25 protein-coding genes are annotated in these 23,470 nt (G+C 34.6%); 12 read left to right on the forward strand and 13 right to left on the reverse strand.

Annotated features, from left to right (window positions below; all coding sequences use genetic code 11):
• Window positions 1-91 precede the first annotated feature (91 nt).
• Entirely contained in the window at window positions 92-1,489 is a 1,398-nt protein-coding gene (locus ACB089_RS17775) for a hypothetical protein (protein ID WP_374963136.1), read from the forward strand.
• 148 nt (window positions 1,490-1,637) lie between these two features.
• On the opposite strand, the gene ACB089_RS17780 is transcribed toward ACB089_RS17775, so the two are convergent.
• The 5 genes from ACB089_RS17780 to ACB089_RS17800 form a co-directional block, all read right to left on the reverse strand.
• Window positions 1,638-3,218, reverse strand: coding sequence for a hypothetical protein (locus tag ACB089_RS17780; protein WP_374963138.1), 1,581 nt, complete (start codon window positions 3,216-3,218; stop codon window positions 1,638-1,640).
• The gene (locus ACB089_RS17785) at window positions 3,208-3,909 is read right to left on the reverse strand and encodes an ABC transporter ATP-binding protein (protein WP_374963139.1); all 702 of its coding nucleotides are present in this window, start codon (window positions 3,907-3,909) and stop codon (window positions 3,208-3,210) included. Before ACB089_RS17785 ends, ACB089_RS17780 begins: the two co-directional genes overlap by 11 nt.
• Window positions 3,910-4,034: 125 nt before the next feature.
• The gene (locus tag ACB089_RS17790; RefSeq protein WP_374963140.1) at window positions 4,035-4,814 is read right to left on the reverse strand and encodes an ABC transporter permease; all 780 of its coding nucleotides are present in this window, start codon (window positions 4,812-4,814) and stop codon (window positions 4,035-4,037) included.
• Window positions 4,815-4,818: 4 nt separating this feature from the next.
• The gene (locus tag ACB089_RS17795; protein ID WP_374963142.1) at window positions 4,819-5,721 is read right to left on the reverse strand and encodes an ABC transporter ATP-binding protein; all 903 of its coding nucleotides are present in this window, start codon (window positions 5,719-5,721) and stop codon (window positions 4,819-4,821) included.
• Window positions 5,705-5,956: a PLD nuclease N-terminal domain-containing protein gene (locus ACB089_RS17800; RefSeq protein ID WP_374963144.1), complete on the reverse strand. Its 252-nt coding sequence runs from the start codon at window positions 5,954-5,956 to the stop codon at window positions 5,705-5,707. The genes ACB089_RS17795 and ACB089_RS17800 overlap by 17 nt, the downstream gene beginning before the upstream one ends.
• 184 nt (window positions 5,957-6,140) lie before the next feature.
• On the opposite strand from ACB089_RS17800, the gene ACB089_RS17805 reads away from it, so the two are divergent.
• Window positions 6,141-6,674, forward strand: coding sequence for a transcriptional regulator (locus tag ACB089_RS17805; RefSeq protein ID WP_368635248.1), 534 nt, complete (start codon window positions 6,141-6,143; stop codon window positions 6,672-6,674).
• Between the two features lie 33 nt (window positions 6,675-6,707).
• The gene (locus tag ACB089_RS17810; RefSeq protein WP_374963145.1) at window positions 6,708-7,568 is read left to right on the forward strand and encodes a YitT family protein; all 861 of its coding nucleotides are present in this window, start codon (window positions 6,708-6,710) and stop codon (window positions 7,566-7,568) included.
• A 148-nt stretch (window positions 7,569-7,716) separates the two neighbouring features.
• On the opposite strand, the gene ACB089_RS17815 is transcribed toward ACB089_RS17810, so the two are convergent.
• Together ACB089_RS17815 and ACB089_RS17820 are read right to left on the reverse strand one after the other, a co-directional pair.
• On the reverse strand, window positions 7,717-9,162 hold the full coding sequence (locus ACB089_RS17815; protein ID WP_374963146.1) for an ATP-binding protein: 1,446 nt from the start codon (window positions 9,160-9,162) through the stop codon (window positions 7,717-7,719).
• Window positions 9,159-9,851, reverse strand: a complete 693-nt coding sequence (locus tag ACB089_RS17820) for a response regulator transcription factor (RefSeq protein WP_374967588.1) — start codon at window positions 9,849-9,851, stop codon at window positions 9,159-9,161. The genes ACB089_RS17815 and ACB089_RS17820 overlap by 4 nt, the downstream gene beginning before the upstream one ends.
• A 276-nt stretch (window positions 9,852-10,127) precedes the next feature.
• On the opposite strand from ACB089_RS17820, the gene ACB089_RS17825 reads away from it, so the two are divergent.
• Genes ACB089_RS17825 through ACB089_RS17835 form a run of 3 tightly spaced genes read left to right on the forward strand, consistent with a single transcriptional unit; the run spans window position 10,128 to window position 12,542 of the window.
• On the forward strand, window positions 10,128-11,039 hold the full coding sequence (locus tag ACB089_RS17825; RefSeq protein ID WP_374963148.1) for an ABC transporter ATP-binding protein: 912 nt from the start codon (window positions 10,128-10,130) through the stop codon (window positions 11,037-11,039).
• Window positions 11,036-11,794, forward strand: a complete 759-nt coding sequence (locus ACB089_RS17830) for an ABC transporter permease (RefSeq protein WP_374963150.1) — start codon at window positions 11,036-11,038, stop codon at window positions 11,792-11,794. Before ACB089_RS17825 ends, ACB089_RS17830 begins: the two co-directional genes overlap by 4 nt.
• Window positions 11,795-11,807: 13 nt before the next feature.
• On the forward strand, window positions 11,808-12,542 hold the full coding sequence (locus tag ACB089_RS17835) for an ABC transporter permease (protein ID WP_374963152.1): 735 nt from the start codon (window positions 11,808-11,810) through the stop codon (window positions 12,540-12,542).
• A 279-nt stretch (window positions 12,543-12,821) separates the two neighbouring features.
• Here ACB089_RS17835 and ACB089_RS17840 read toward each other — a convergent pair whose 3' ends face one another.
• Window positions 12,822-14,018 (reverse strand): YbfB/YjiJ family MFS transporter, encoded by a 1,197-nt coding sequence (locus tag ACB089_RS17840; RefSeq protein WP_374963154.1) that lies wholly within the window; start codon window positions 14,016-14,018, stop codon window positions 12,822-12,824.
• A 103-nt stretch (window positions 14,019-14,121) separates the two neighbouring features.
• Between ACB089_RS17840 and ACB089_RS17845 the strand changes: the two genes are divergently transcribed.
• Both ACB089_RS17845 and ACB089_RS17850 read left to right on the forward strand, forming a co-directional pair.
• Window positions 14,122-15,000, forward strand: a complete 879-nt coding sequence (locus tag ACB089_RS17845) for a LysR family transcriptional regulator (RefSeq protein ID WP_374963155.1) — start codon at window positions 14,122-14,124, stop codon at window positions 14,998-15,000.
• A 236-nt stretch (window positions 15,001-15,236) separates the two neighbouring features.
• Entirely contained in the window at window positions 15,237-15,542 is a 306-nt protein-coding gene (locus tag ACB089_RS17850) for a hypothetical protein (RefSeq protein WP_374963157.1), read from the forward strand.
• Here ACB089_RS17850 and ACB089_RS17855 read toward each other — a convergent pair.
• From ACB089_RS17855 to ACB089_RS17870, 4 genes are all read right to left on the reverse strand, one after another.
• Window positions 15,526-17,046 carry a sensor histidine kinase gene (locus tag ACB089_RS17855; RefSeq protein ID WP_374963158.1) on the reverse strand — a complete coding sequence of 507 codons (1,521 nt, stop codon included), beginning with the start codon at window positions 17,044-17,046 and terminating at the stop codon, window positions 15,526-15,528. The genes ACB089_RS17850 and ACB089_RS17855 overlap by 17 nt on opposite strands.
• The gene (locus ACB089_RS17860; protein WP_374963159.1) at window positions 17,030-17,731 is read right to left on the reverse strand and encodes a response regulator transcription factor; all 702 of its coding nucleotides are present in this window, start codon (window positions 17,729-17,731) and stop codon (window positions 17,030-17,032) included. The genes ACB089_RS17855 and ACB089_RS17860 overlap by 17 nt, the downstream gene beginning before the upstream one ends.
• A 142-nt stretch (window positions 17,732-17,873) precedes the next feature.
• Window positions 17,874-18,461, reverse strand: coding sequence for a DedA family protein (locus ACB089_RS17865; protein ID WP_374963160.1), 588 nt, complete (start codon window positions 18,459-18,461; stop codon window positions 17,874-17,876).
• A complete protein-coding gene (locus ACB089_RS17870) occupies window positions 18,461-19,033 on the reverse strand; it encodes a class I SAM-dependent methyltransferase (protein WP_374963162.1) in 573 nt (190 codons plus the stop codon). Before ACB089_RS17870 ends, ACB089_RS17865 begins: the two co-directional genes overlap by 1 nt.
• Window positions 19,034-19,253: 220 nt before the next feature.
• Here ACB089_RS17870 and ACB089_RS17875 point away from each other — a divergent pair, with 220 nt between their 5' ends.
• The 4 genes from ACB089_RS17875 (at window position 19,254) to ACB089_RS17890 (ending at window position 22,965) form a co-directional block, all read left to right on the forward strand.
• Complete coding sequence (locus ACB089_RS17875; protein WP_374963163.1) at window positions 19,254-20,156, forward strand: hypothetical protein; 903 nt, start codon at window positions 19,254-19,256, stop codon at window positions 20,154-20,156.
• A gap of 468 nt (window positions 20,157-20,624) precedes the next feature.
• Window positions 20,625-21,272 carry a TetR/AcrR family transcriptional regulator gene (locus ACB089_RS17880; protein WP_374963165.1) on the forward strand — a complete coding sequence of 216 codons (648 nt, stop codon included), beginning with the start codon at window positions 20,625-20,627 and terminating at the stop codon, window positions 21,270-21,272.
• An 11-nt stretch (window positions 21,273-21,283) separates the two neighbouring features.
• Window positions 21,284-22,171 carry an ABC transporter ATP-binding protein gene (locus ACB089_RS17885; RefSeq protein WP_374967589.1) on the forward strand — a complete coding sequence of 296 codons (888 nt, stop codon included), beginning with the start codon at window positions 21,284-21,286 and terminating at the stop codon, window positions 22,169-22,171.
• Entirely contained in the window at window positions 22,168-22,965 is a 798-nt protein-coding gene (locus ACB089_RS17890; protein WP_374963167.1) for an ABC transporter permease, read from the forward strand. Before ACB089_RS17885 ends, ACB089_RS17890 begins: the two co-directional genes overlap by 4 nt.
• Window positions 22,966-23,037: 72 nt before the next feature.
• On the opposite strand, the gene ACB089_RS17895 is transcribed toward ACB089_RS17890, so the two are convergent.
• Window positions 23,038-23,466, reverse strand: coding sequence for a TetR-like C-terminal domain-containing protein (locus ACB089_RS17895; RefSeq protein ID WP_374963168.1), 429 nt, complete (start codon window positions 23,464-23,466; stop codon window positions 23,038-23,040).
• Window positions 23,467-23,470 lie beyond the last annotated feature (4 nt).

A 23,470-nucleotide genomic window follows, 5' to 3' on the forward strand; every position in this document is an offset into this window, starting at 1 on the left:
AACTTAATCATCAAATTAGTTCTCCAAAATCATCACCAACTTTTTTTCTCTTCATATTCTATAATCAGACCGAATTTTGAGGGGGAAACGTATGGGGATTGAATTTACTGCTCTCCATTGGATTTACGTTGTTTTTATTATCCTTATCATTGGCTTTATGGTTAAACGTCGCGATACCACCCTCATTTGTATTATTGGCATCTTCATGCTAGCAATCGTAGCTACAGGTGATTTAACTTCATCTATAAGCGGTGTTTTTAACAGCTTTATTTATGCGATTACAGAGCTTTTATCAACCATTCTAATTATTTCTATTATCGTTGCCATGAGTCGCGTTTTAATGACTTCAGGTATTAACGAAGTCATGATTGCTCCTTTTACGAAAATCATTAAAACACCAGCACTAGCTTATTGGACGATTGGTCTGTTAATGATGTTTATTTCCTGGTTTTTCTGGCCATCACCAGCTGTGGCGCTTTTAGGGGCCGTTCTCTTGCCAGTTGCAATACGCGCAGGTCTGCCAGCACTTGGAGTGGCAATGGCGATGAATTTATTTGGTCATGGAATTGCTCTTTCGAGTGATTTTGTTATACAGGGGGCTCCGAAACTGACTGCTGATGCTGCTGGTATTCCAGTTGGTGAGGTAGTAGCTGCTAGTATCCCTCTTGTCATTACGATGGGCGTTGTCACAACATTAGTCGCCTATATTTTATTACGACGCGATATGAAACGTGGAGCACTATATTTGAACGCTACAAACAACACAAGTGAAGACGCTGAACAAGTAACCGCTGAACACTTGCTGACACTTGGACAAAAACGCTTTTTCGCAGTTCTCATTCCAATTGCCTTTGTCCTCGATGTCATTGCCATGTCCATCTTAAAATTACAAGGTGGAGATGCTACAGCTTTAATAGGTGGAACATCCGTCTTTATACTATTGTTGCTTTGTGTTGTAGCTCATAAAAACCAAGGCCTTGAAAAGACAACAAGCTATTTAATTCAAGGATTCCAGTTCGGATTTAAAGTGTTTGGGCCAGTTATTCCCATTGCGGCCTTCTTCTATCTAGGGGACTCTGGCTTCACACAAATTATCGGCGACTACTTACCAGCCGCTTCACATGGTATCGTCAACGATCTCGGCGTTGGTCTAGCTGCTGTCGTACCATTAACAAAGGAAATTGCGGTCATTACTTTAACAGTCGTTGGCGCCATTACAGGATTAGACGGCTCAGGCTTCTCAGGCATTTCCTTAGCAGGCTCCGTTGGTAGTTTGTTCGGCAATGCTATTGGTGGAGGTACAGCAACTTTAACAGCACTTGGGCAAATTACTGCAATTTGGGTTGGAGGCGGAACGATCATTCCCTGGGCATTAATTCCAGCCGCTGCAATCTGTAACGTCAGCCCCTTCGAACTTGCAAGGCGTAATTTATTGCCCGTGATAATCGGGCTTGTTATTACAACCATTGTGGCGGTGTTTTTGATTTAACATTGTGCAGGTAAACAACGTCGTCCAAAAGAAAAGAAAGAGATGACTTCTGTAAAGTACAGATGCCATCTCTTATTGTTAGAATGTATTTTCTATATATAGTTCATTAAATACATCCTTGGTCATCTCAAAATAGACCTCGTCAACGTTATGGTGATGAGCATTCCGAATTTTTCTTATCAAATATTTTATAAATTAATGTAATCGTACATAGAGTTACAACAATCAAAATGATTACGGCTGTCATTAATGGAGAAACATTGAAAGTAAGTAAGCTAAAATGAAGAAGTCCCATAACAATTAATAAAGGTAATCCATATAGCAGGCTTATTAATACTGTAGGATTTGATTTTATTGCCTCCGATGGATTAGACCATTCAAGTAATGGATGCCTTCTATCATAAAGAGGAGACAATAAATTATAAGTAATGACTAATAGTATTGTAATCAATAAAAGCAGTCCCGTAATAATATCGCCTCTGCCAAATAGCATGTAAATGATATAGCTTATTACGACCGATATTGTGCTGATGCATGATGAAATCACGACTTTTGCCATATAAATTTTTTGTGTATCAAATGGCAATGTTATGCTAGATGCATAGTATTTTCCCTCTCTTGAATAAGGAGTTCCACTTATATTGTTCATACAACTCATCAACAAAACCATATATGGAAAAATAAAAGATTCATAGTTAACAATCCATTCAGTTCTTAAGATATTTGTCTGTACGAGCATTAAAAAAATGATTGTACAGATTGGGGTTAAAACAATCCCCAAAATAGCTTGCATTTTAAAGTACGGTTCAGACTGAATAATCCAATATTCACGCTGCAAATAATTGAACCAACTACTTTTGATATCTCTCCCCCAAACTTTAGTCGTTTTTTCTATTCTGCTGACAAGCAAGCCATGTTCATAATACTTAGACGCAATCATTTTTATCGTTACTTTTAACAATAAATAACATAGTGCGAATAATAAGATAAAACTTATGACAGTATTTAATGACAAAAGCGTCTCCACCAATGACTGTTGCATTGCAAAACGATAACCTATATCGAGAAAATCTGAAATGGAAGCACTTAAGGATGCTATTGTTGAAGCATCTAATTTTGCTAAAACAATGCTGATTGCTTGATAATTTTTTATTAAAAAGTACACTATTGGGCTTATTCCAATACTTAGTATAAGAATCATCCTAACAAGCAAATACACGGATGTATTGGTAAATTCACTCCGAAAATGATTTAAAATGGATAACATTAACAAAAGGAACAGTACAATTAAAACGTTCATGACAAGTAAAAATGCAATTGATTTTACAGCAACAGCTAGCTTAAACTCTATCAGTAATATAAAAAATGTCGGTATTGTTAAGATACTGACAACCATTATCGGTAAAGCTACGCCACTTATTATCTTCGACATGACAACCCGCTTTGCTGAAATGGGCAAATGAGCAAAAATAGCAAAATCGCTTTGACTAAACACTACCGAAATGGCAAAATATGAAATCAATAAATACGTCACACCATTAGAAAGAAGAACATTGTATAATAAATACTCCTCTGGGGTCGCTATAAAGTAGATCATGAGAGTAAGTGCAAAATACTGAATCGCTACATAAATAAATGCAATAATTAGGAGTATTTGAATTACTGGCTGCTTTGGCTTTGCATAAAAAGATGTTAAAAAGAATTTAATTAATTGCATATTATCCTTCATTGGTTTGTTTCTCCATAAAAATAGTTTCTAAGCTCCCATCGACTAGCAAATTCTCAACACGCTCATGTAAGACAATCTTTCCATCTTTTAAAAATGAAATTGATTGACAAATTTTTTCTGCAACATCTAACAAATGAGTAGAAAAGAATACGGTCCCACCATTTTCAACATACTCCTTCATACACTTCTTAAAAGCAACGACCGCAAGTGGATCCAGACCATTTAACGGCTCATCCATGATTAGAATGGGCGGACTAATTGTAAAAGCAGTAATCAACGCCATCTTATGAAGCATTCCATAAGAATACGTTCCAATTGGTTTATAAATACTTTTTTCCATATCAAAGACGTTAATGAAGCTTTGTAATTTTTCATCATCAGTCTTTTCATATAGCTTTAAAACGAAATGTATCCAATCATATGCAGCTATATTTGGAAATACATGAATGGTATCAGGAATAAAATAGAATTGTTTTTTATAGTCGAGTGACTGCGATTTTGGCACATTATTAATCATGATTTTTCCTGAATCTTGCTCAACTAATCCAGTAAGACAATTTAATGTCGTTGTTTTACCTGCACCATTCCCACCAACAAACCCCAGTATTTCTCCTTTTTCTATTTTTAACTCTACTCCCTTTAGTACCTCATGCTGTCCATACGATTTCCGTAAATTTTGTATTGATAACATTTTCTTCACCTCATTTCATCTCAATTATGCCTCGGCATAATTGCGTCCGGAATCGGCTTTGTGCTTATGGAAACTTCTGTACCTGTCGCTATGCTTTTGGTACAAAAGACATTTGCTGAAAGAAGTTAAAATTTCTTTTTAGCAATAAAACTTTGCATAGTCATGATCATCAATAAAACCAACAGCAATGTTACGACAACATTAATGCCATACCAAGTTCCCACTTCACCTGTCATCAAAATATTTGTTGCATACATACTATTACCTGCAGGATTAATAACGTCTAAGAATGGATGTAACCCCGCAGTGAAACGACATATTAATAGGACAACGATACTTATTAATGCAATAAATGCAGGACTAGTAAAAAATGTACTCATCATCGCCACAAACGTTATGACAAATAACAGCCAAACACAATAGAATACTAATGCCCAAATAGCTTGTGTCATAGGAACAGTAGTAAATAAATACGCTGAGTAGCCATAAGACACTGCATAGCCAAGAGCCATACATATAACTGCCAATATATAATGGATAATGATTTTACTATTTAAATAAGATGATATCGATACTGGCCTTGTTAGGATAAATGCCATCATGCCATTCGCTTTTTCCCCTTGAATAATACTCATCGTGGCAACTGCCAGAATAATAATGCCTAGTTGGTCAAATTGTGAATTTAATGTTGAGGCAAGTACCTCACCTCCCTCGGGCTTTGCCATGTTAGGATCAATCGTTATACCTTCAACCCCACCAGCCGATTGTAAAATAACTGGTAAATAATACATCATAATCGGCTGAGTTAGCCCTAGTAAGATAAAGACAATTGGGAGCCAAAATATTTTATATTCTCTTGTCATTTGATTTATTTCTTTTTTGCTTAACGCGATAAAAGCATGCATTCCCTTACACCACCAATTCTAAAAATATTTCTTCTAGATTGTCTTGAATACCCACTTCAAATTTAGTAAACAACACTTTTGAATCGAGTCCATACTGTAATAATCGGTGGGCATCACCTTCCAAATGATCTACAAATACTTTAAAGCCATTTCCACAGCTTTCGATTTTCTTCACATATGGCAAATGTTCAATCATTGTTACCCACTTAAAATCTTCCTTTCGAATCATTAAAAAGATAGCTGATTCTTGATGGCGCTTAAGCAATTCTGATTTTGTAGCATCCTCTATTTTGTGACCATTTTTAATCACCACAAAGCGCTCACAAATTTCTTCTGCATCGCTCAATATATGCGTTGATACTAAAATGGTCGTTTCTTTTTTTATCTCTTTTAATAGATTTAACACTTCCCTCCTACCTATTGGATCTAGTGCAGATACCGGTTCATCCATAATCATTAAAGCTGGTTTGTGCAATAATGCTTGTGCGATGCCAAGGCGTTGCTTCATACCACCTGAAAATGTTCCGACATGGTTATGTGCTTCTTTCCCTAAGCCTACCTTTTCTAAAAGCAATGGAATTTCTTTCTGCAATTCGATTTTTGCTATGCCAGAAAGTGTCCCCATAAAGGACAATGTTTCAAATGCTGTCATCCACGAGAAAAAATTAGGATACTGAGGTAAATAACCAATTTGATGTTTCATAGATGAATTCTTTTGACCATCAAGTAGAACTTCCCCTTCATCCGCATACAAAATGTCGGCAATGATTTGAATTAATGTAGATTTCCCTGCTCCATTTGGACCAATTAACCCAACACACTCATTAGCATCAATGACCATTGAAAAACCATTCACAGCCGTTTTATGTTTAAATTTTTTCGTAATATTTTTAATTTCTAAGCGCACGTTTATTTACATCCTTTCTACCAATAATGAAGTATAGAACAGAACCAATCGTATTAAAGAACAAAATAATAATCGCCCACATAAGAATGTTTTCTCTTGTATCTCGGTGCCGATATAAATCGAATAAAGCAACAATGATTAGAACAAATCCTACGAATAAAAATGGCAAAATAATGGGCAGTATACTTGCCCAATCCAGTTGATTTAAATCATCAAAACCATAGTGTAATTTCATTACTAAAACCTCCATTCATTATCATTATCGATAATGATAACAGAAGGATTTAAAAATTTCACTACCTTTTTACTGTACATCCTTTTAAAAAATATATATTATATTTTTGAGAATGTTCTCATATTGATAACATTTGAATACTACCCTTGATACCATCTCATTTTTTCTATAGGAGGATCGTTTTATGCGTAATAAAGCAGAGGTCTTAATGCACCCTGTGAGAATGAAAATTTTACAAGCTCTGAATAAAGAAGAAGGCTTAAGCACTTTGGAGATGATTACTGTCATTAAGGATGTACCTCAAGCTACTTTATATCGCCATATCCAAATTTTGGTGGATGAAAACATTATAAAAATTGTAAAAGAGCGAAAAGTACGTTCTGTTACAGAGAAATTTTATGCATTAAATGAAGGAGCAGCAAAACTGAGTAAGGAGGATTGGTCACAACTAACAATCAAACAAAAATTAAATTATGTTTCCTACTATCAATTAGCTTTACTATCTCAATATCAAAATTATTTAAATTCACTTGATGAAAAAGAAAGCACGGCAGATTTTGCAACTTTTTCATTTCTTGACTTGTCATTAACGAATGATCAATTTAAGAACTTTGAAAATGAATTGAACAATTTAGTAACTAAATACTATAATATGGCCGACTCAACTGAAGAGACTGAGACAAAAACAATTGCTGTAAATATTATTCCAAAACCTTAAGTATTATTTTACATACAGAAATGGAGAAGATGAATGAAAAAAAGAAAGTTAGTTGAAAACACACGAAAATTTATTTTGATTGTCATTGGCGCTGTCATCGCAGCATATGGACTTGAAGCGGTATTGATACCGAACAATGTCATTGATGGTGGCGTAACGGGTATTAGTATTATGGGAGCAGAACTCTTTGGTATTCCATTAGGCGTACTGCTCTTTGTATTAAACATTCCTTTTATTTGGATTGGCTACAAACAAGTAGGTAAAACTTTTGCATTGATGAGTAGTGCTGGAATAGCAGCTTTATCTGTTTCCACAGTCCTTTTACACGATGTTAAAACAATTTTAGGTCCAGAAGATCCTTTACTAATTGTTTTAGCTGGTGGTATGTTACTTGGTGTTGGGATTGGGATTGTCTTACGTAACGGTGGAGCTTTAGATGGCTCTGAGGTTTTAGCCGTGCTACTATCTCGAAAGATTCCATTTTCAGTCGGGGATATTATATTATTTATTAATGCCTTTATTTTCTTAGGGGCAAGCTTTATTTTTGGATTGCAGAGCGCATTGTATTCAGCTTTAACGTACTATATTGCGAAAAACGTTATCGATATTATCCAAGATGGTTTAGAAAAATCAAAAGACGTTCGTGTTGTTAGTGCGAAGTCAGAGGAGATTGGAGATGCGATTCAAGCTCGTTTAGGTCGTGGTGTTACTTATACACAGGGGCGTGGTGGTTTTTCAAATGAACCAACTGAAATTTTAAACTGTGTTATTAACCGTATGGAAGAAAATAAGATTGTTTCAATTATTAAAGGTATCGATGAAAGTGCTTTTGTCGTCATTTCTGATGTTTCAGAGGTACGCGGTGGTAACTTCAAAAAACGTGATATTCACTAAATCAAAAGTAATGTTTTGATAAAAAATATCCTCATTGGATTACGTCCAATGAGGATATTTTTTTATAGCGTGGTATATTAATTTTTAATAAATAGGATATTCAATAAATCTATTTTTTAGAATTCATAGTTTTGTTTTACGGACAAAATTATTTTGGAATTTTTTCAAGGTTAGTACACTCGAGAGGAAAAGTAATATTATACTTGGTTCCTAATTGAGGTTTACTCTTTATATCAATCTCTCCCCCATGAGCTATAATAATTTGTTTTGCAATTGCCATTCCTAACCCTGTTCCCTGATTATTAGATGATGCACTAGTTCCACGGTAATATCGATCAAATAAGTGCTCAATCGTTTCTTGATCCATACCGACTCCATCATCTTTAATTACAACACGAATTTGTCTTGGATATGACAAGTCTTCATGTAGGAAAATTTCAATGTTGGTTTCAGGGGGATTATGCTTAATACAATTAGCAATTAAATTTTCAAATGCCCGCTTCAAGTATCTTGTATCCATATTAAGGATGATTTGTTTCTTACTTGATTCAAATGAAAACATCTTATTTTTCGATTCAGGCAATCTATAGAGTTGTTCTAGAACATCTTTAAGAATATTTACAAGATTATTTTGTTCAAATTGTATTGGAATAGAATCATTTTTTAATTGAAATGTTAAGTTGAAGTCTTCAATTAATTGTTCCATATACTCTACACGATTCTCCATGATTCTGGAAAATTGACGTATCTTATCTTGTTCCCATTCGTATTCACGTGAAGATAATAAAACAATATAACCTTTAATAACAGACAATGGGGTTTTAAGATCATGTGAGACTCCTGTCAGCCATTCTTCCCTAGTCTTTTCTAATAACTTCCGTTCTTCTGAATTTCTTTGAAGAGTTGATGTAAGATTAGAAAGAGCCTGCGTCAATTCTTCATACGTACTATATTTAGTTTTATTCCTCCACCGTTTTTTTCGATTAAATTTCCATTTAGAAAAAGGTTCTTCATATTTTTCATTAGATAGATTTTCAATCCACGATACAGTATGTAGTAAAGGAGCACCAAGTTGTCTTCCAAAAAATAAAGCAAGCAGTATTCCAATTATCATGATTGAGAGAATCCATAGATTATTTACCCAATAGAAAAAAGGATTATTATTTGACATCGGCTTTCCTAAAACCCATGTGAGATTCTGGCTATCAATAGTTTTATACCATGTTGACAGCTGATATCCTTTTTTAGCGGGATACAGGTAATCAGAAACTAGTTCTCCTGGAGTATAATGTTCTTTTATATTTTGGGGTTTGTTAAAGGAAACTATTTCATCGCCATTTTCATCTAATATTTGCATCCACATTTTATTTTTTAATAAAGCATCTTTAATCTTAGAACTTATTGTAAGTTTTTGATCTACGACACTGGTATGTTCAACAACATCGCTAATTGATAGTTGTGTACTTTCTGTTTTGTTATATCCAAGAAAGAAACTGAAAAAAACAATGGTTATTACAATAAGTAAGCTCCAAGTAAGCATTAACCAGAAAATGCGTGAAATGAAATAATAGGCAACACGATTTTTTAATTTCACAATAAGTCCTCTTTTGTGTCTACTTCAAAAATATAGCCTAATCCTCGAATGGTTTTTATCCATTTAGGTCTACTAGGGTCTTTTTCTATTTTTTCACGTAAACGTCGTACATGTACCATCACTGTACTATCTCCACCATATATTTCACCCCATACATCCTTATAGATTTGATGTTTACTTAAAATTCGGTTGGGATGCTCGCAAAAATATAGCAAAAGTTTCATTTCCTGAGTAGGACACTCTATTCTTTCGCCATTAACAATAAGTTTGCCCATATTGGGATCTAGAGAAAAGTAGGCAAAATCGTAAATCTGTTTTCTTACATACTGTGACGGAATTTTAGTAAAACGTTTTAATTGTGCTTTTACACGAGCAACGACTTCTAATGGATTAAAAGGCTTTGTAATATAGTCGTCTCCTCCAAAACTAAACCCCTGTAATTTATCTAAATCGGTAGTTTTAGCTGTAAGAAACAGTACTGGTACATCTGTCTCGAAACGAATTTTATTGCATAAAGTAAAGCCGTCTGTATCAGGTAACATTACATCTAACAATATAATGTCTGGTTTTTTTTGAGTTGTTATAGAAAGTGCTTCTGCTCCATTAGTGGCAATTAAGATATTTTGAAAACCTTCCTTTTCAAAGACTGTTACTAATAAATCTAAAATGTAATGATCATCATCAACCATCAGAATTTTATGATTCTCGATTTTAAAAGTCACCTATATCATCCTCTCTATCTCAATTATTATTTTACCTTAAACAGAAATATAAAAAGTCGTTAATAAAAGAATTAATACTCCGTTTAAATTTCTGAAAAATCAGAGTGCAAATTCCTTAGCATTCCATGTAGGTTGATTAAAATAGATAAAAATTTTAGAACTAGCCGTTTAGCAAATGTTTAGGAAGAGTTTCATTCGTATTCATTAAGTTTCATATACGATTGAAATGAGGTGAGGAAATAGATGAAGAATCAAATAGTGGTGACAAATGAGCTTACCAAAAAGTATAAAAAGCATACATCTGTCGAAGGATTAAACTTACAAATTGAACGTGGACAAATTTATGGATTCCTTGGCCCTAATGGAGCTGGAAAAACTACAACAATTCGAATGTTACTAGGTTTAATAAAACCGACAAAGGGAAATATTGAAATTTTTGGTCAAAGTCTAAAAAAAGATCGGCTACAAATTTTACAACGAATTGGATCATTAGTGGAGTCTCCAACATTCTATGGGAACTTAACCGGACGTGAAAATTTAGAGGCTGTTCGTAGGTTAAGAAATCTTTCAGAAAATCGCGTTAACGAAGTATTGGAAGTAGTAAGATTAACTAAAGTTGCGAACAGATTAACAAAAGAATATTCACTTGGAATGAAGCAGCGCCTTGGGATTGCTACAGCACTATTAAGCAAGCCGGATTTATTAATTTTAGATGAGCCGACAAATGGTTTGGATCCGTCGGGTATTCAAGAAATAAGAGAGTTAATAAAAAAATTGCCTGAGTCTGGCATGAGCGTCCTTTTATCTAGTCACTTATTAAGTGAAATAGACCAGATGGCTACACAAGTTGGGATTATTACTTGCGGAAAAATGATTTTTCAAGATTCAATTGAGCAATTAAGACGAAAAAGGAAACCGTTATTAAAAGTAGGAGTTAGTGATTTAGTTGAAGCAAATACACTATTAAAAGGAAAAGGATTAAAGACTGATTTGCAAAAAGATTTTTTGTGGCTTCACCAAACAGAGCCAGAGTTTGTTTCGGAAATCAATTCCATTCTAGTTCACTCAGGACTATCTGTGTATCGACTTGAGGAAGTGAAAAAAACACTTGAAGATATTTTCTTAGAACTAACTGGTACTGAGGGAAGCTTATGAAAAATATCTTATGGGCAGATAAAATCAAATTAAAACGTTCGTCGATATTGATTATTGTTTCATTGGTTCCATTACTTATCTTTGCATATGAGTTGGTGAATCTCACCTATCGCGTTGATTTTGCGGAAAAACAAGCTGAGATGTTCGGTGCAGGTTCAATGTGGATGTATTTAATGTATGACAATAGTTTGTTATTTGGTCTAGGTTTTCCATTAGCCGTTACACTTGCTGCATCAGTGATTGCAAATATTGAACATCAGGCAAATGGATGGAAACAAACCCTTTCAATGCCTATAGAAAGAGGAAAAATTTATTTGAGTAAATTTATTTGGTTAATGATTAGTCTATTTCTTTCCACTACCATTTTTCTGATTGGCATGGTTTTTCTAGGAAAGGTACTATCATTTGAAGGGGATATTCCTTGGGGCTTATTGATAGGCGATTGTTACGGTATGTTAATTACAGTATTACCAATTATGGCTTTTCAATTTTGGCTATCTATGAGCATTAAAAATCAGGCCTTCTCTATTGTTATCGGATCAGTTTCCTCTATTATGGGTCTGTTTTTAGCAGCTGCTCAAACGACTAGATGGTTACCATTTGCCTATCCAATTCAATCATCAACGGTTATATTGCAGTATGAGGGAATAGGGTATAACCCAGATTTTTCGGCATTTCTTGTTGTTAATCTAATATTAGGTATCATCCTGTTTTTTATGGGGTCCATGCATTTTGCCAAACGGAATGTCCAATAAGGGAGGGCTAATTTTGAAAAATATCTTATTTGTTGAACGATTAAAGTTAAAACGCTCCAATTCATGGTTACTTTACTTTATTGGTCCTATATTAGGTGTGTCATTAGCTTATATTAATTTCTTTAAAAACTATGATCTCCTAATGCAACCTGGAGATAATGCTTGGATAGAAGTGTGGACACAAGCTGCATTATTTATTGGCCCTTTTGTATTACCAATTTTAGTAGGAATATATTCAGCACTAATTTGTAGAAGTGAACATGCGGGAGGCGGATGGAAACAACTACTAGCTTTACCAGTTAAACACTCAGACATCTTTCTAGGTAAATTTGTTACAGTGGTTCACATGGTAATCATTACGATGTTAATTTTATTAATCTTTTTCATTGGATTTGGTTATATAAACGGAATCAAAGACACCCTTCCGATCTTTACAATATCGGGGTATATAATTAACGGTATTATAGCGTGTCTACCTTTAATTCTTTTACAACTAATTATTTCCATAAGAGCTAAAACATTTGGCATACCATTGGCCATTAGTATTGTTTTTACACTTCCAGCGATTATTGTTGCCAGCACACCATTAGGCCAGATTTATCCATGGACACAGCCAATGTTAGCAATGTCACCTAAGGACGAATCACCTATTCAATCTTATTTCTTATTTTATACACTATTAGGTGGAACTTTTATCATTTTACTAGTTTATGGTTTGAGAAGTTTTAGTAAACAGGACATAATTTAACTGTTTTGACCAATACTATAATTTGGAATGACAAGATCCCCTTTGGTTAGTTCACTGCACCGTTTGGGGATCTTTTTTTATATTAAGAGATACTGTCACCCACCTCATCACCAAAAAAATACTCAAAATGAACTTAGGCGTTAAGACACTTAAAGAGACTAGCTAGCTACACATCTTGTATGATTCTTTTGCTACAATTCACTACCTCTTCAATTTGTAGCTGCATATTCAAAAGTTATGGCGCCCAGCAATTAGCTCAGCTTTTTCTCTGTTGTATTTTTAAAATTCACGAATGACATCTAGCTCTCCTACTTTCACTTTTTCATATTTTAATCCGCTAATCAGACATAAAGCTCCAACGATTACAACAGCTGTTGCTCCAAATAAAGCATTCTGATAACTATTTGTATAATTAGCTAATGTTCCTGCAAGTGAGGGACCTAGCATTTGACCTAAAGCATAACCAGCAGTTAGATAACCTAATATTTGATGACTGTTCACCGGCACTATTTGTCTTGCTAACGTTGTAGCCACAGTTGTAATCCCCATAAAGGTTGCCCCAAAAATAAAGGCACTTGCATAAAGTGTCATCGTATTTGTCGCAAATGCTGGCAAAACGATGCCAAGCCCTTGGAATAACATGGAAATAAATAATGTTCTCACATAGCCATATCTCTGAGCAAGCTTTGACCAAACAATACACGATGGAATCGCTGCAATCCCAACAACAAACCATACAATGGCTGCATCACCATGAAAGCTTGTTGACTCTTCAGCAATTGACACGATAAATGTTCCAGTAACAATATAGCCAAGTCCCTCTAAGCTATAGGCTAAAATTAGCCACTTCATCCATGTCGTAGGTGGGACTCTCTGCGGTACTATGGTTTGACTTGATTTCTCTTGTGTCTGTTGAATAACTGGTTTTATTAATAATACGATGAATACAAACAATACGGCACAAAACAACGCCAAAGCAATCCATGTTCCATTCCAATCAAACATAGCATGTATGGGTGACACAATAACCGCACTTAGGGCAATTCCTGTACCTACCCCGCTATAAAAAAGCCCTGATAAATGTGCTTTTCCATTCCCAGCTAACTGATCGAGCACAAGGCTAGCAGCAGCTACAAAGATAAATGCACTCATAACCCCTGACATAAAACGCAGTGCATACCATGCGATAATGGCATCGGTAAAGCCCATCATAGCTGTTGTCAAAATACTAATACCGAGTGCTAATTGTAAAAAAGGAATACGCTTATCTCCTATTTGTAAGCGACCGGCAATTAATGCTCCTACTAAGTATCCTAAATAATTACTTGTTGCTAGAAAACCTGCTGTGGCACGATTAAAGGCAAAAGTATCTTGCATATACGGTAGGATAACCGTATATGCAAAACGACCAATACTCATGGCGATGACTAATGCCAAAATACCCCCTATTAAATATAGAAACGTCTGCTTGTGCATACTTTCCCTCCCCTTCTTCTCACTATAACAAAAGTCCAGGTATCACAAATAACACGAATTCTTTATAATAGATATCAAATAAATTGATGTCTGGAGGAAAAATATGAATATTAATGATCTCACTATTTTTCGGACGGTCGTGCAAACAGGTAGCTTCTCTAAGGCTGCTGCAGAACTTAATTACACGCAATCCAATATCTCTATGAAAATACAAAATCTTGAGGCCATGTATCATACGACCTTTTTTTATCGAGGACATCGAGGGATCCGATTGACACCAAAAGGAGAACAATTTTATGAGATGGTGTTAAAAATGCTACACCTCTATGAAAAATCATTTGAAATACTTAATGATACAGAGGAAAATAGAGGGCTTTTACGCATCGGTTCGATGGAAACAACCGCAGCACTACACTTGCCTGCCCTATTAGGAACTTTCCATAAAGCTCATGAACAGATAGATATAACGATTCTAACAAGCCCTTCTCTACAAAATATAGAACGGTTAGAAAACTATGAATTAGATGGTGCATTTGTAGTGGGACCCGTTTACAAAGAAAATATCCTTGCGAAAGAATTTATCTGTGAAGAGCTTGTTGTGATCACATCTAACAAGCATAGACGGATTGATAGCTTACGAGATTTAGAGGACAGTACGTTTATTACTTTTCCCAATGGCTGCTCATATAGAGCCATTTTAGAGCATTGGTTGCATGAGGATGGTGTACGACCACAAAAACGCATGGAATTTGGCACCCTTGATGGAATCATTGGCTGTGTAGCCGCTGGACTAGGTGTAACATTACTGCCCCGTGCAATTGCTCAAAGATATATGGAGACACAGTCACTCTCATTGCATATTTTAACGACAAAGCAGGCTCAAATCCCCACTTGGTTTATTTACCGCAATGACGAAGTGCAGTCACCTGCGCTTACATATTTTTTAGAGACGATTGATGAATACGACTTTTCATCAGTTTGAGGGGCTACCCAACACTCAAAAAAGAGCTATTCAACATTGAACAGCTCTCTTTTTGAGTAATTATAGTTTCTACTAGTTTCCTAGGCTTGCTTAATTGCCATTTTTTTAAATTCTACAATCACTTTAGTAGTTCGGTTGACAAAACATCCAAATATTTTCCACGTAGTATATCTTTTGACGATTAATCTAATTTCCTATAGGCTTTTATTAAATCGGTTTATACAAAGGAGTATTAAATGGATATATTTATCGCAAGTAATCGTCAACTACCTATACGTTATTACGTCAATGAAGCAATTTGGATTCGTCGCGGCGGCAGTACAAAACTTCCCCAACTAACATTACCGTTTTTTGTCGAGGTGGAAATTAAAAACCGTGTAAACTTACAAATAATAATCGAATATATTTTTGAATTCCAACGACAGTACAAACAAACAGAAATTCAAATACTAATAAAAGACACATATATTTTAACTAATATCCAAGACATGCTTACTAACAATACGTTGACCAATCACACGATCACTATTCAGCAGGTGTAACAGGTAATTCAATGAAAAACTTCAGCAAGTGATCTGCATATTTTGCATCAATTTTACCACCATGTAGTTCTACTATACTCTTTGCAATAGCAAGTCCAAGTCCTGAACCTTCCGCTACGCTTGTTCTAGACTGATCTTTTTTATAAAATCGCTCAAATAAATTCATTAGCTCTTCGGATGTAAATTCATCACTTTCATTTGCAACACAGATTCGAACATTGCCCTCTTGTCTTTCAAGAGAAACAAAAATCTTACCGTCACCTGTACTATATTTAATGGCATTCATTAATAAATTATCAAAAACTCTGACAATTTTTTCGGAATCGACCGTAGTAAAGATCCGTTCCTCAGAGAAATTTTTTATAAATGAACGATGGTTTTCCTCTGCCTGCGGGATTAACTCCTCAATTAATTGATCGAGAAGCTCATTGATACATACCTCTTGTTGCACAAGGACAATGCTTTCATTCGTTAGCTTCGTATACTCAAATAAATCATCAATTAGGTTTTTTAATTGTTCAGATTTTGAAAAAGCAATCTTTAAATACTCATCATACTGCTCCTTCGTGTCATACCTTTCATCTCTTAACAATCGTAAATAGCCCATAATCGAAGTAAGTGGTGTTCGTAGGTCATGCGAAACATTAGTAATTAATTCATTTTTTTGTTTTTCAATCCTTCGTTCCATCTCTATATTCGTCATAATTGCTTCGGCCATATGATTGACGTTCTCTGTTAATAAAGCTATTTCATCTATCCCCTTTTTTTCAATTCGATAAGTTAAATCACCTTTTGCGATTTCCTTAACCCCCTCCGCCAACGACTCAATTTGTTTCATTTTTCGTTTTGTTAAGTAAAAGAATGACAGGGCAAAAACAGCAATACCAATTAATACGGGAAAAGGACCCTCCGTAATGCTTGTAATAAGTACGCCTGTTGGAATACCACTGACAAACAAATATAAATTTTTATCTTCTATAGTTATTGGATTAAAGGCGATAATTTCTTTATGCGATTGCTCGACTGTAGGTATATCATAATTAAAATTATAGAGTGGATTATTGATTGCAAAATCCATTACCTGACGAATCTTATTATGTACATCAATTTGTTCCTCTTCCGCTTGCTTTGTTTTATACAAAACTTTACCGTGCTCATCGGTAACTAACACTTTCAGCGCTCGCTCTGTCGATTTCAGTTTTTCATTTTCTGCTTCAATCATTTGCAGTATAGTTTCGACACTATTTTCACTAACAGCCAAATCTGCCGCTTGCTTTGCTTGAAAATTTATTTGCTGCATATCTCCACTGTAGTCAATGGTAGGTGTTGGATTCCCAACATACGGTAGAGTAAATCGTGCAACAAGTAAACCGAGAAATGCACAAAGGATAAAGGTTGTTAAAAGTTGAATTCTAATACTTTCCCGAACTTTTGTAATGGTATTCACTAAAAATAATTTAAGTTTGCTTAGTAAGTATTTAAATGGCTTAATGATCTTTCTCAATTTTATAACCTACTCCCCATACGGTTTTAATATATTGAGGATTTCTTGGATTTGTCTCAATTCTTTCTCGAATTTTACGAATATGTACCATGACCGTATTTTCAGACTGTATGGCTTCTTCCTTCCAAACCCTTTCATAAATTTGCTCAGCACTCATGACCATTCCTTGATTTCTTGCGAGTAATTCAAGTACTGAAAACTCCCTTGGCGTCAGCTTCACTTTTTCATTGTTAACGATTACTTCATGTGTGGCAGTATTAATTCGCATATCGCCAATTTCTATCTCATTCTCGTCCATCATATCAAGTCGATTCATTTTGATGTATCTACGAAGCTGAGATTTTATTCGAGCAATTAGCTCTAAAGGGTTAAATGGCTTTGTTACATAGTCATCTGCCCCTAAAGTTAATCCAGTAATCTTATCCATATCCTGTGATTTTGCGGACAACATAATAATTGGCATCTCGGCTATTTTCCTTACTTTCATACACATCTCAATACCATCCACATTTGGCATCATAATATCTAGGACAATTAAATGTACTTTATGCTTCTTTAAAAGATTAAGACCTTCCTCTCCATCACTTGCTTCTAGTACATCAAAGCCTTCGTTTTTTAAATAAATAGCAATAAGATTTCTAATATCTTTTTCATCATCCACAATAAGAATTGTTTCTTTACTCATCTAATCCCACCAATTTCAAAATATATTAAACTATCAAATGTGTTAACCAGGCTCATCACCATAACGTTGATTTCCGTTCCGACTGAGCGCTTTTTACCTGTTAAACTATTTCCTTTACAATAATTTCCGTTCCTAATTTTAACTATTTTTTTAATTTTCGTATATAAAAATAATAAAAACACCCTACAATAGCGACGAAAACCCCAAAATATATTCCATATCTCGTAGCTAGCGCAGAAATATATTCCATATGTTTTCCAAAGAACAAACCAAGTGTAAAGTAAATCAATGTCCAAACAAAACCTGTTGTGTAGGAATACATCGCATATTTTTTAAATGACATGTTATTCATACCCACTAAGTAAGGAATGATATGTCTTACGAATGGTATAAAATAGCTTACGACTAAAGCAAAATGCCCGTACCTATCTATTAGTTCTTTTGACTTCAATAAATGTTTAGCATTTTTCTTCTTCACCAATTTATCAAGTATTTTATGACCAAATACTTTACCTAGGATATAACCTAAAGAAAGTCCTGACACTACACCTAAATACGTTAATATAAATGCTTTAATCACACTCATTTTTTCTAATGATGATAGAAATCCACCACTCATAACGATCATCTCATCAGGAAGCGGCATACCCACAATTCCTAGCCATAAGCTAAAAAACAAAGCAAAATAACCATACTGCTCAATAAATGATAAAAGATCCTGTAACCCCATTAGCTAGCCCTCTTATTTCCTAGTTTACAGCTCAACACATAAGCTGGCGGAAGATTAACCCACACTTTTTCATGTGAAATGTTCTCAAAAAATTGTTGAATAAAGGATTTTCTTACAAGTGAATATTGGAATGTAATAAATTCTCCATCCTCTAAGCAATCCTTTACATTATGTAAAATTCGTGATGAAACGGCTGGATTCAACGATGTAAAAGGTAACCCAGATACGACATAGTCAATTTTTTCGATATTTAATGCTGCCATATACATGCATAAATCCTCAGCTGATCCATGTATAACAATTACACTTGGCTCATGCTCAAATTGTTGACGGAGCCTTTCACAAAAAATCTCATTATATTCAATAAGAATTAGCTTCGTAGTCTTCTCTTTTCTTTTCATTAGTTCTTTTGTAAAGGAGCCAGTGCCTGGGCCTAGTTCAACAATACATTGGGCTTTTTCAAAGCAAATCGTTTCAACCATTTTTTTTGCTAATTTTTTAGAACTAGGTGAAATTGCGCCTATATTTTTTGGATTTTTTATAAATTCAGTAAGAAACGTTATAAATTGCATTACTTTTTTCTCCCCGCTCATGAGTAATATTTGAATGTTTTAAATATACCGAGCATTTCTTAAAGAATTGCGAGGGAATTTCTTAACTTTTTCTTAAGAGTCATAAAAGGTCACTAGTTCTAATAATATTTTCCTCAAGAAAATAGGCATACAATTGCTTCCAATGGAATAGAAACCTATATAGATACATTTACGGAAAAATAAAGTGGGGTGTGAAAGGATGCTTAAAGTAAATGATGCAAAAGAAATGGTACTCAGAATTGTGCAACATGACCCATTATTTGTCGTAATACAAAATACGCCGCCTCTAGAAGAAATACTTTATAATGACGACTATTTAGCGCATGTTGAGGAATCAAATTATTATTCTACTTCAGATGTCGCTGGCTGGTTTGAAATAACTGATGCGAAGCTTCGTTATTACATTAAACCATTTGAACAATATATTTTTGATAATGCTACGAATAGCCCAAACACCAATATTCGTTTGAACCTTCCTTCCATTTTAAGACTTCGTATGATATTACTGCTAAAGGATGAACATCGCGTCAAAGGTTTGAAGCTTTTACTTGGTCTTGATGATCATGCTCAACTCATTAACCATCAAATAACTGCAACAACTTTAGGTACTGATGATTTAACCAACAAAGTCGATGTTCTCGGAAACGTGCTACAGCAAATGATACAAACAGGACTCTTTAATATCTTTCCAACTGAAGAGCACGGAGCATTACAAGTCACGATTAATCAAGATTTTCTTGCGCAAAAATTTCAATTACTATCCTCCGAATCTAGTCTTCAAGTTGAAGAAATTCAAAAGGAAACAGCTGAACTTAAAGAAGAAAACGAAAATCTACAAAGGCAAATTTCAGAGCTGCAAGAGGATAGCGTGAAGGATATTGTCCAAAAAATTCGTGAGCGTCATATTGAAAATGAAATTGTGTCGACATTGCGGACAGAAGCATTACAGCAATTTTCTACGGAAAACAAGGTAAGTTTCTTTACAAAAATTTTCCGCTCCTCACAAATTGAGATGGAAAAAGAGCAATTTGTGTTGAGCTATATTTCGAAGCACCTGGAAGAACGTTTAGAGGTAGCACTGCATAATTATTATGGAAATTAAATACCTGTTCTTTAGAAATCACATGATTTTTTCCAAATCATCATTCTTTAAATACTTAAAAGCATTTGACCTAGAAGACATTTGATTCCAGTCAGAAGTTTTTCGTGAGAAAATAATGAGCCTCCTCAGGTAACGTGATGTTGGTCACGAAGGCGTTGTCATAGGAAGTTACTTTTAATCCTACCTGAGGGGTCTCGATTACCCGCTTTTACCCGAAAAACATTGTATCGGAAATTGTTTACTTCAACTACAGGACTCGTCACCCCTTCTGCATTTCTCCTTATTTCCGAAGAATATCACGATATTTTCCTTCCCTCTCTCCCCTATCTGTTACACACAAGGCACCCCACCCTAAAATTCACTTGATAACTCCTTGACCCCTTTTGAAAAAATATCCATATCTTCAATTGACCACCATGGTCAACTCATATATAATCGTGTTTATAATAAACTGAAGGGAGAAAAAACTTGTATCGAACATTTCTTAATTTAGAGGTTGAAAAACAACATAAAATTATCAACTCTGCACTCAAAGAATTTTCCATCAATAATTACGATACCGCTTCAACAAATAAGATCATTAAAGATGCCAAAATTTCAAAAGGTATTTTATATCACTATTTTGGTAGTAAAAAAAATTTATATCTTTACTTATATGAATACGTTACAACGATTTTCATTGATGCAATCAATAGCCGCTTAGATTTAGAAGAGCCTGACATATTTAAACGCTATGAACAAATCATGAAAATAAAATTGGAATTAATTATGCAGTACCATACTTTATTTGATTTTCTTAAAAAGACGTATATCGAAACAAGTTTAGAAGTAAGAAGTGAGCTCGATCAATATAATTTAACTTTACAAAATAGTTCCTATGAAAGTGTGTTTGCAGGAATTGATTACGATTTGTTTCATAAAAATATAGATAGTAAAAAAGCAATAGATACCATTCGGTGGGTTACGGATGGAATAAGTGATCGATATGAAGAACAATTAAAAAGTAATGTAGATAACAGTGAGGCCTTTAACCAACTTTTAGAACAATGCATGGAGGAAGCAAACGATTATTTTCAATTTTTAAAGCAATTAGTATACAAAAACACAAAGAGGTGAATTGTATGACAATGATTGAGGTCACTAATTTGACTAAAAAATTTGGAGAATTTTATAGCATACAAAATGTGGACTTACAAATTAATAAAGGTGAGGTGTTCGGATTTTTAGGTCCCAATGGTGCAGGTAAATCTACAACAATCCGGCATTTAATGGGCTTTTTACAACCGACAGAAGGACGTTGTTTCATTAAAGGATTAGATTGTCGTCAATCTACGGCTGAAATACAAAAATTTATTGGCTATTTACCAGGTGAAATAGCTTTTATTGATAAAATGACGGGTCAACAATTTATTAAATTTATTGCGCAAATGCGAGGATTAAACGATTTAACAAGAGCACACGAACTCATGCAATACTTTGAATTAAATGCTACAGGGCTTATAAAAAAAATGTCAAAAGGGATGAAACAAAAAGTTGGCTTAGTTTGTGCGTTTATGCATAACCCTGAGATCGTCATTCTAGATGAACCAACAAGTGGATTAGACCCTCTAATGCAAACAAAATTTATTGAATTTATTTTAGCTGAAAAAGAAAAAGGAACGACGATCTTTATGTCCTCTCATATGATTGAGGAAATCGAAAAAACTTGTGATCGTGTAGGCATAATTAATGCTGGGAAGATTGTTGCAACCGAAACAATTGCTGACTTAAAAAAACGCAAATCAAAAAAGTTTTTAATCGAATTGCACAACGAGCAGGAGCTATCTCGTTTCCTAAAAGAACCATTTAAAATTGAACAAATCGGGCCAACACAAGCCATTGTAAAAGTTCAGGGTAATGTCCAAACATTGCTTCCAACATTAGCAAACTATCAAATTATTGACCTTGATGTGATTTCTCAATCTCTTGAAGATATATTCATGCATTACTACGAAAAAGGAGGTACAGAATCATGAACTTTACTTTGCTAAAACATGAAATGCTAGCTACTGTAAAACTATTTAGTATTATACTCGCTGTATTAATGCTATATATCATTAGTATTGTCTATATGTATAACCCTGAAATGAGCAATACCCTTAAACAACTTACTGAAACGATGCCCGAAATGATGGCGGCTTTTGGTATGAGTAATATAGGTGATTCATTAATTGAGTTTTTATCTACCTATCTGTATGGATTTTTATTACTAATTCTTCCGTTAGTTTTCATGATCATGTTAGCAAATAAGCTCATAATGGGCTATATAGATAATGGTTCTATGGCATACTTAATTGCAACACCGAATACACGTTTTAAAATTGTCTTCACACAAGCTTTCTTTCTAGTTGCTAGCCTCTTTATACTTCTCTCGACGACAACTTTGGCTACAATTATATTTTCCGAGATTTTATTTCCAAATGAATTGGATATCACTGCTTTTCTGACATTAAATATCGGTCTTTTTTTCTTACACTTTGCCATTAGTGGCTACTGTTTTCTTGTTTCGTGCAGTAGCAAGGATTTAAGAACTACTTACGCGTATAGTACCGGAGTGCCCATACTGTTTTACTTAATTGAGGCACTTGGCAATATGGGGGGCTCTTTAGAAAAGCTTCAGTACTTTACGATTTATTCGTTGTTTGACCCAGAAAAATTAATGGCTCAAGATAGCTCGTCCATTTGGATGCTAGGAGCATTATTTTTAATCGGGATGCTATGTTATATGTTGGCTATTCGTGTTTTTGTTAAAAGGGATTTGTATTTATAATGTAAAAATCTGCTTGCTTTCTCTGAACAAGCAGATTTTTATTGCTAATACACGTGAAACCTGTGTTAACATTCAATACTGCGTAGACGTTAAATTACAAATAAACAGCACTAAACGGGAATGAATTGTTGCCAATTCCTCCACACTTACATCCTCATTTCCTCTGTCTAGCCACTCCTGAATAACTCCCAAAATTGCAGAAGCTATAAAAGCCTTTAAATATTGCTGGAAACCTGAATCTTGTAATTCCTCTCCAATAACGGATAGTCTGTCTAATATTTGATTACTAAATACTTCCTTCATCCTTTTGCTAAATGCTGGGCTTCCCTGCTCCCCTAAGATAACTCGAAAAGCTGTGGCATGCTCTTTAATGCATGTAATGACTTCAACAAATGGTTGATATAGCTGCCCCGTTTTTAATATGTGAAAGGCTTCTAATGGTTGCACATGTTTAACATAACTTTCTAGTTCATTTAATAGCTCCTGCTGCAAATCCTCCATTACT

Source organism: Lysinibacillus sp. RS10 (assembly GCF_041956855.1).
Lineage (GTDB): Bacteria > Bacillota > Bacilli > Bacillales_A > Planococcaceae > Lysinibacillus > Lysinibacillus xylanilyticus_A.

Bases quoted from the DNA above. Each gene is read 5' to 3' on its own strand.
- ACB089_RS17800 (WP_374963144.1), bottom strand. From the start codon at position 5,956: ATGAAATTACACTATGGTTTTGATGATTTAAATCAACTGGATTGGGCA.
- ACB089_RS17850 (WP_374963157.1), top strand. From the start codon at position 15,237: ATGGATATATTTATCGCAAGTAATCGTCAACTACCTATACGTTATTAC.
- ACB089_RS17820 (WP_374967588.1), bottom strand. From the start codon at position 9,851: ATGGTTGATGATGATCATTACATTTTAGATTTATTAGTAACAGTCTTT.
- ACB089_RS17885 (WP_374967589.1), top strand. From the start codon at position 21,284: ATGATTGAGGTCACTAATTTGACTAAAAAATTTGGAGAATTTTATAGC.
- ACB089_RS17890 (WP_374963167.1), top strand. From the start codon at position 22,168: ATGAACTTTACTTTGCTAAAACATGAAATGCTAGCTACTGTAAAACTA.
- ACB089_RS17785 (WP_374963139.1), bottom strand. From the start codon at position 3,909: ATGTTATCAATACAAAATTTACGGAAATCGTATGGACAGCATGAGGTA.
- ACB089_RS17805 (WP_368635248.1), top strand. From the start codon at position 6,141: ATGCGTAATAAAGCAGAGGTCTTAATGCACCCTGTGAGAATGAAAATT.
- ACB089_RS17840 (WP_374963154.1), bottom strand. From the start codon at position 14,018: ATGCACAAGCAGACGTTTCTATATTTAATAGGGGGTATTTTGGCATTA.
- ACB089_RS17790 (WP_374963140.1), bottom strand. From the start codon at position 4,814: ATGCATGCTTTTATCGCGTTAAGCAAAAAAGAAATAAATCAAATGACA.
- ACB089_RS17825 (WP_374963148.1), top strand. From the start codon at position 10,128: ATGAAGAATCAAATAGTGGTGACAAATGAGCTTACCAAAAAGTATAAA.
- ACB089_RS17845 (WP_374963155.1), top strand. From the start codon at position 14,122: ATGAATATTAATGATCTCACTATTTTTCGGACGGTCGTGCAAACAGGT.
- ACB089_RS17875 (WP_374963163.1), top strand. From the start codon at position 19,254: ATGCTTAAAGTAAATGATGCAAAAGAAATGGTACTCAGAATTGTGCAA.
- ACB089_RS17870 (WP_374963162.1), bottom strand. From the start codon at position 19,033: ATGCAATTTATAACGTTTCTTACTGAATTTATAAAAAATCCAAAAAAT.
- ACB089_RS17895 (WP_374963168.1), bottom strand. From the start codon at position 23,466: ATGGAGGATTTGCAGCAGGAGCTATTAAATGAACTAGAAAGTTATGTT.
- ACB089_RS17780 (WP_374963138.1), bottom strand. From the start codon at position 3,218: ATGAAGGATAATATGCAATTAATTAAATTCTTTTTAACATCTTTTTAT.
- ACB089_RS17860 (WP_374963159.1), bottom strand. From the start codon at position 17,731: ATGAGTAAAGAAACAATTCTTATTGTGGATGATGAAAAAGATATTAGA.
- ACB089_RS17775 (WP_374963136.1), top strand. From the start codon at position 92: ATGGGGATTGAATTTACTGCTCTCCATTGGATTTACGTTGTTTTTATT.
- ACB089_RS17810 (WP_374963145.1), top strand. From the start codon at position 6,708: ATGAAAAAAAGAAAGTTAGTTGAAAACACACGAAAATTTATTTTGATT.
- ACB089_RS17830 (WP_374963150.1), top strand. From the start codon at position 11,036: ATGAAAAATATCTTATGGGCAGATAAAATCAAATTAAAACGTTCGTCG.
- ACB089_RS17865 (WP_374963160.1), bottom strand. From the start codon at position 18,461: ATGGGGTTACAGGATCTTTTATCATTTATTGAGCAGTATGGTTATTTT.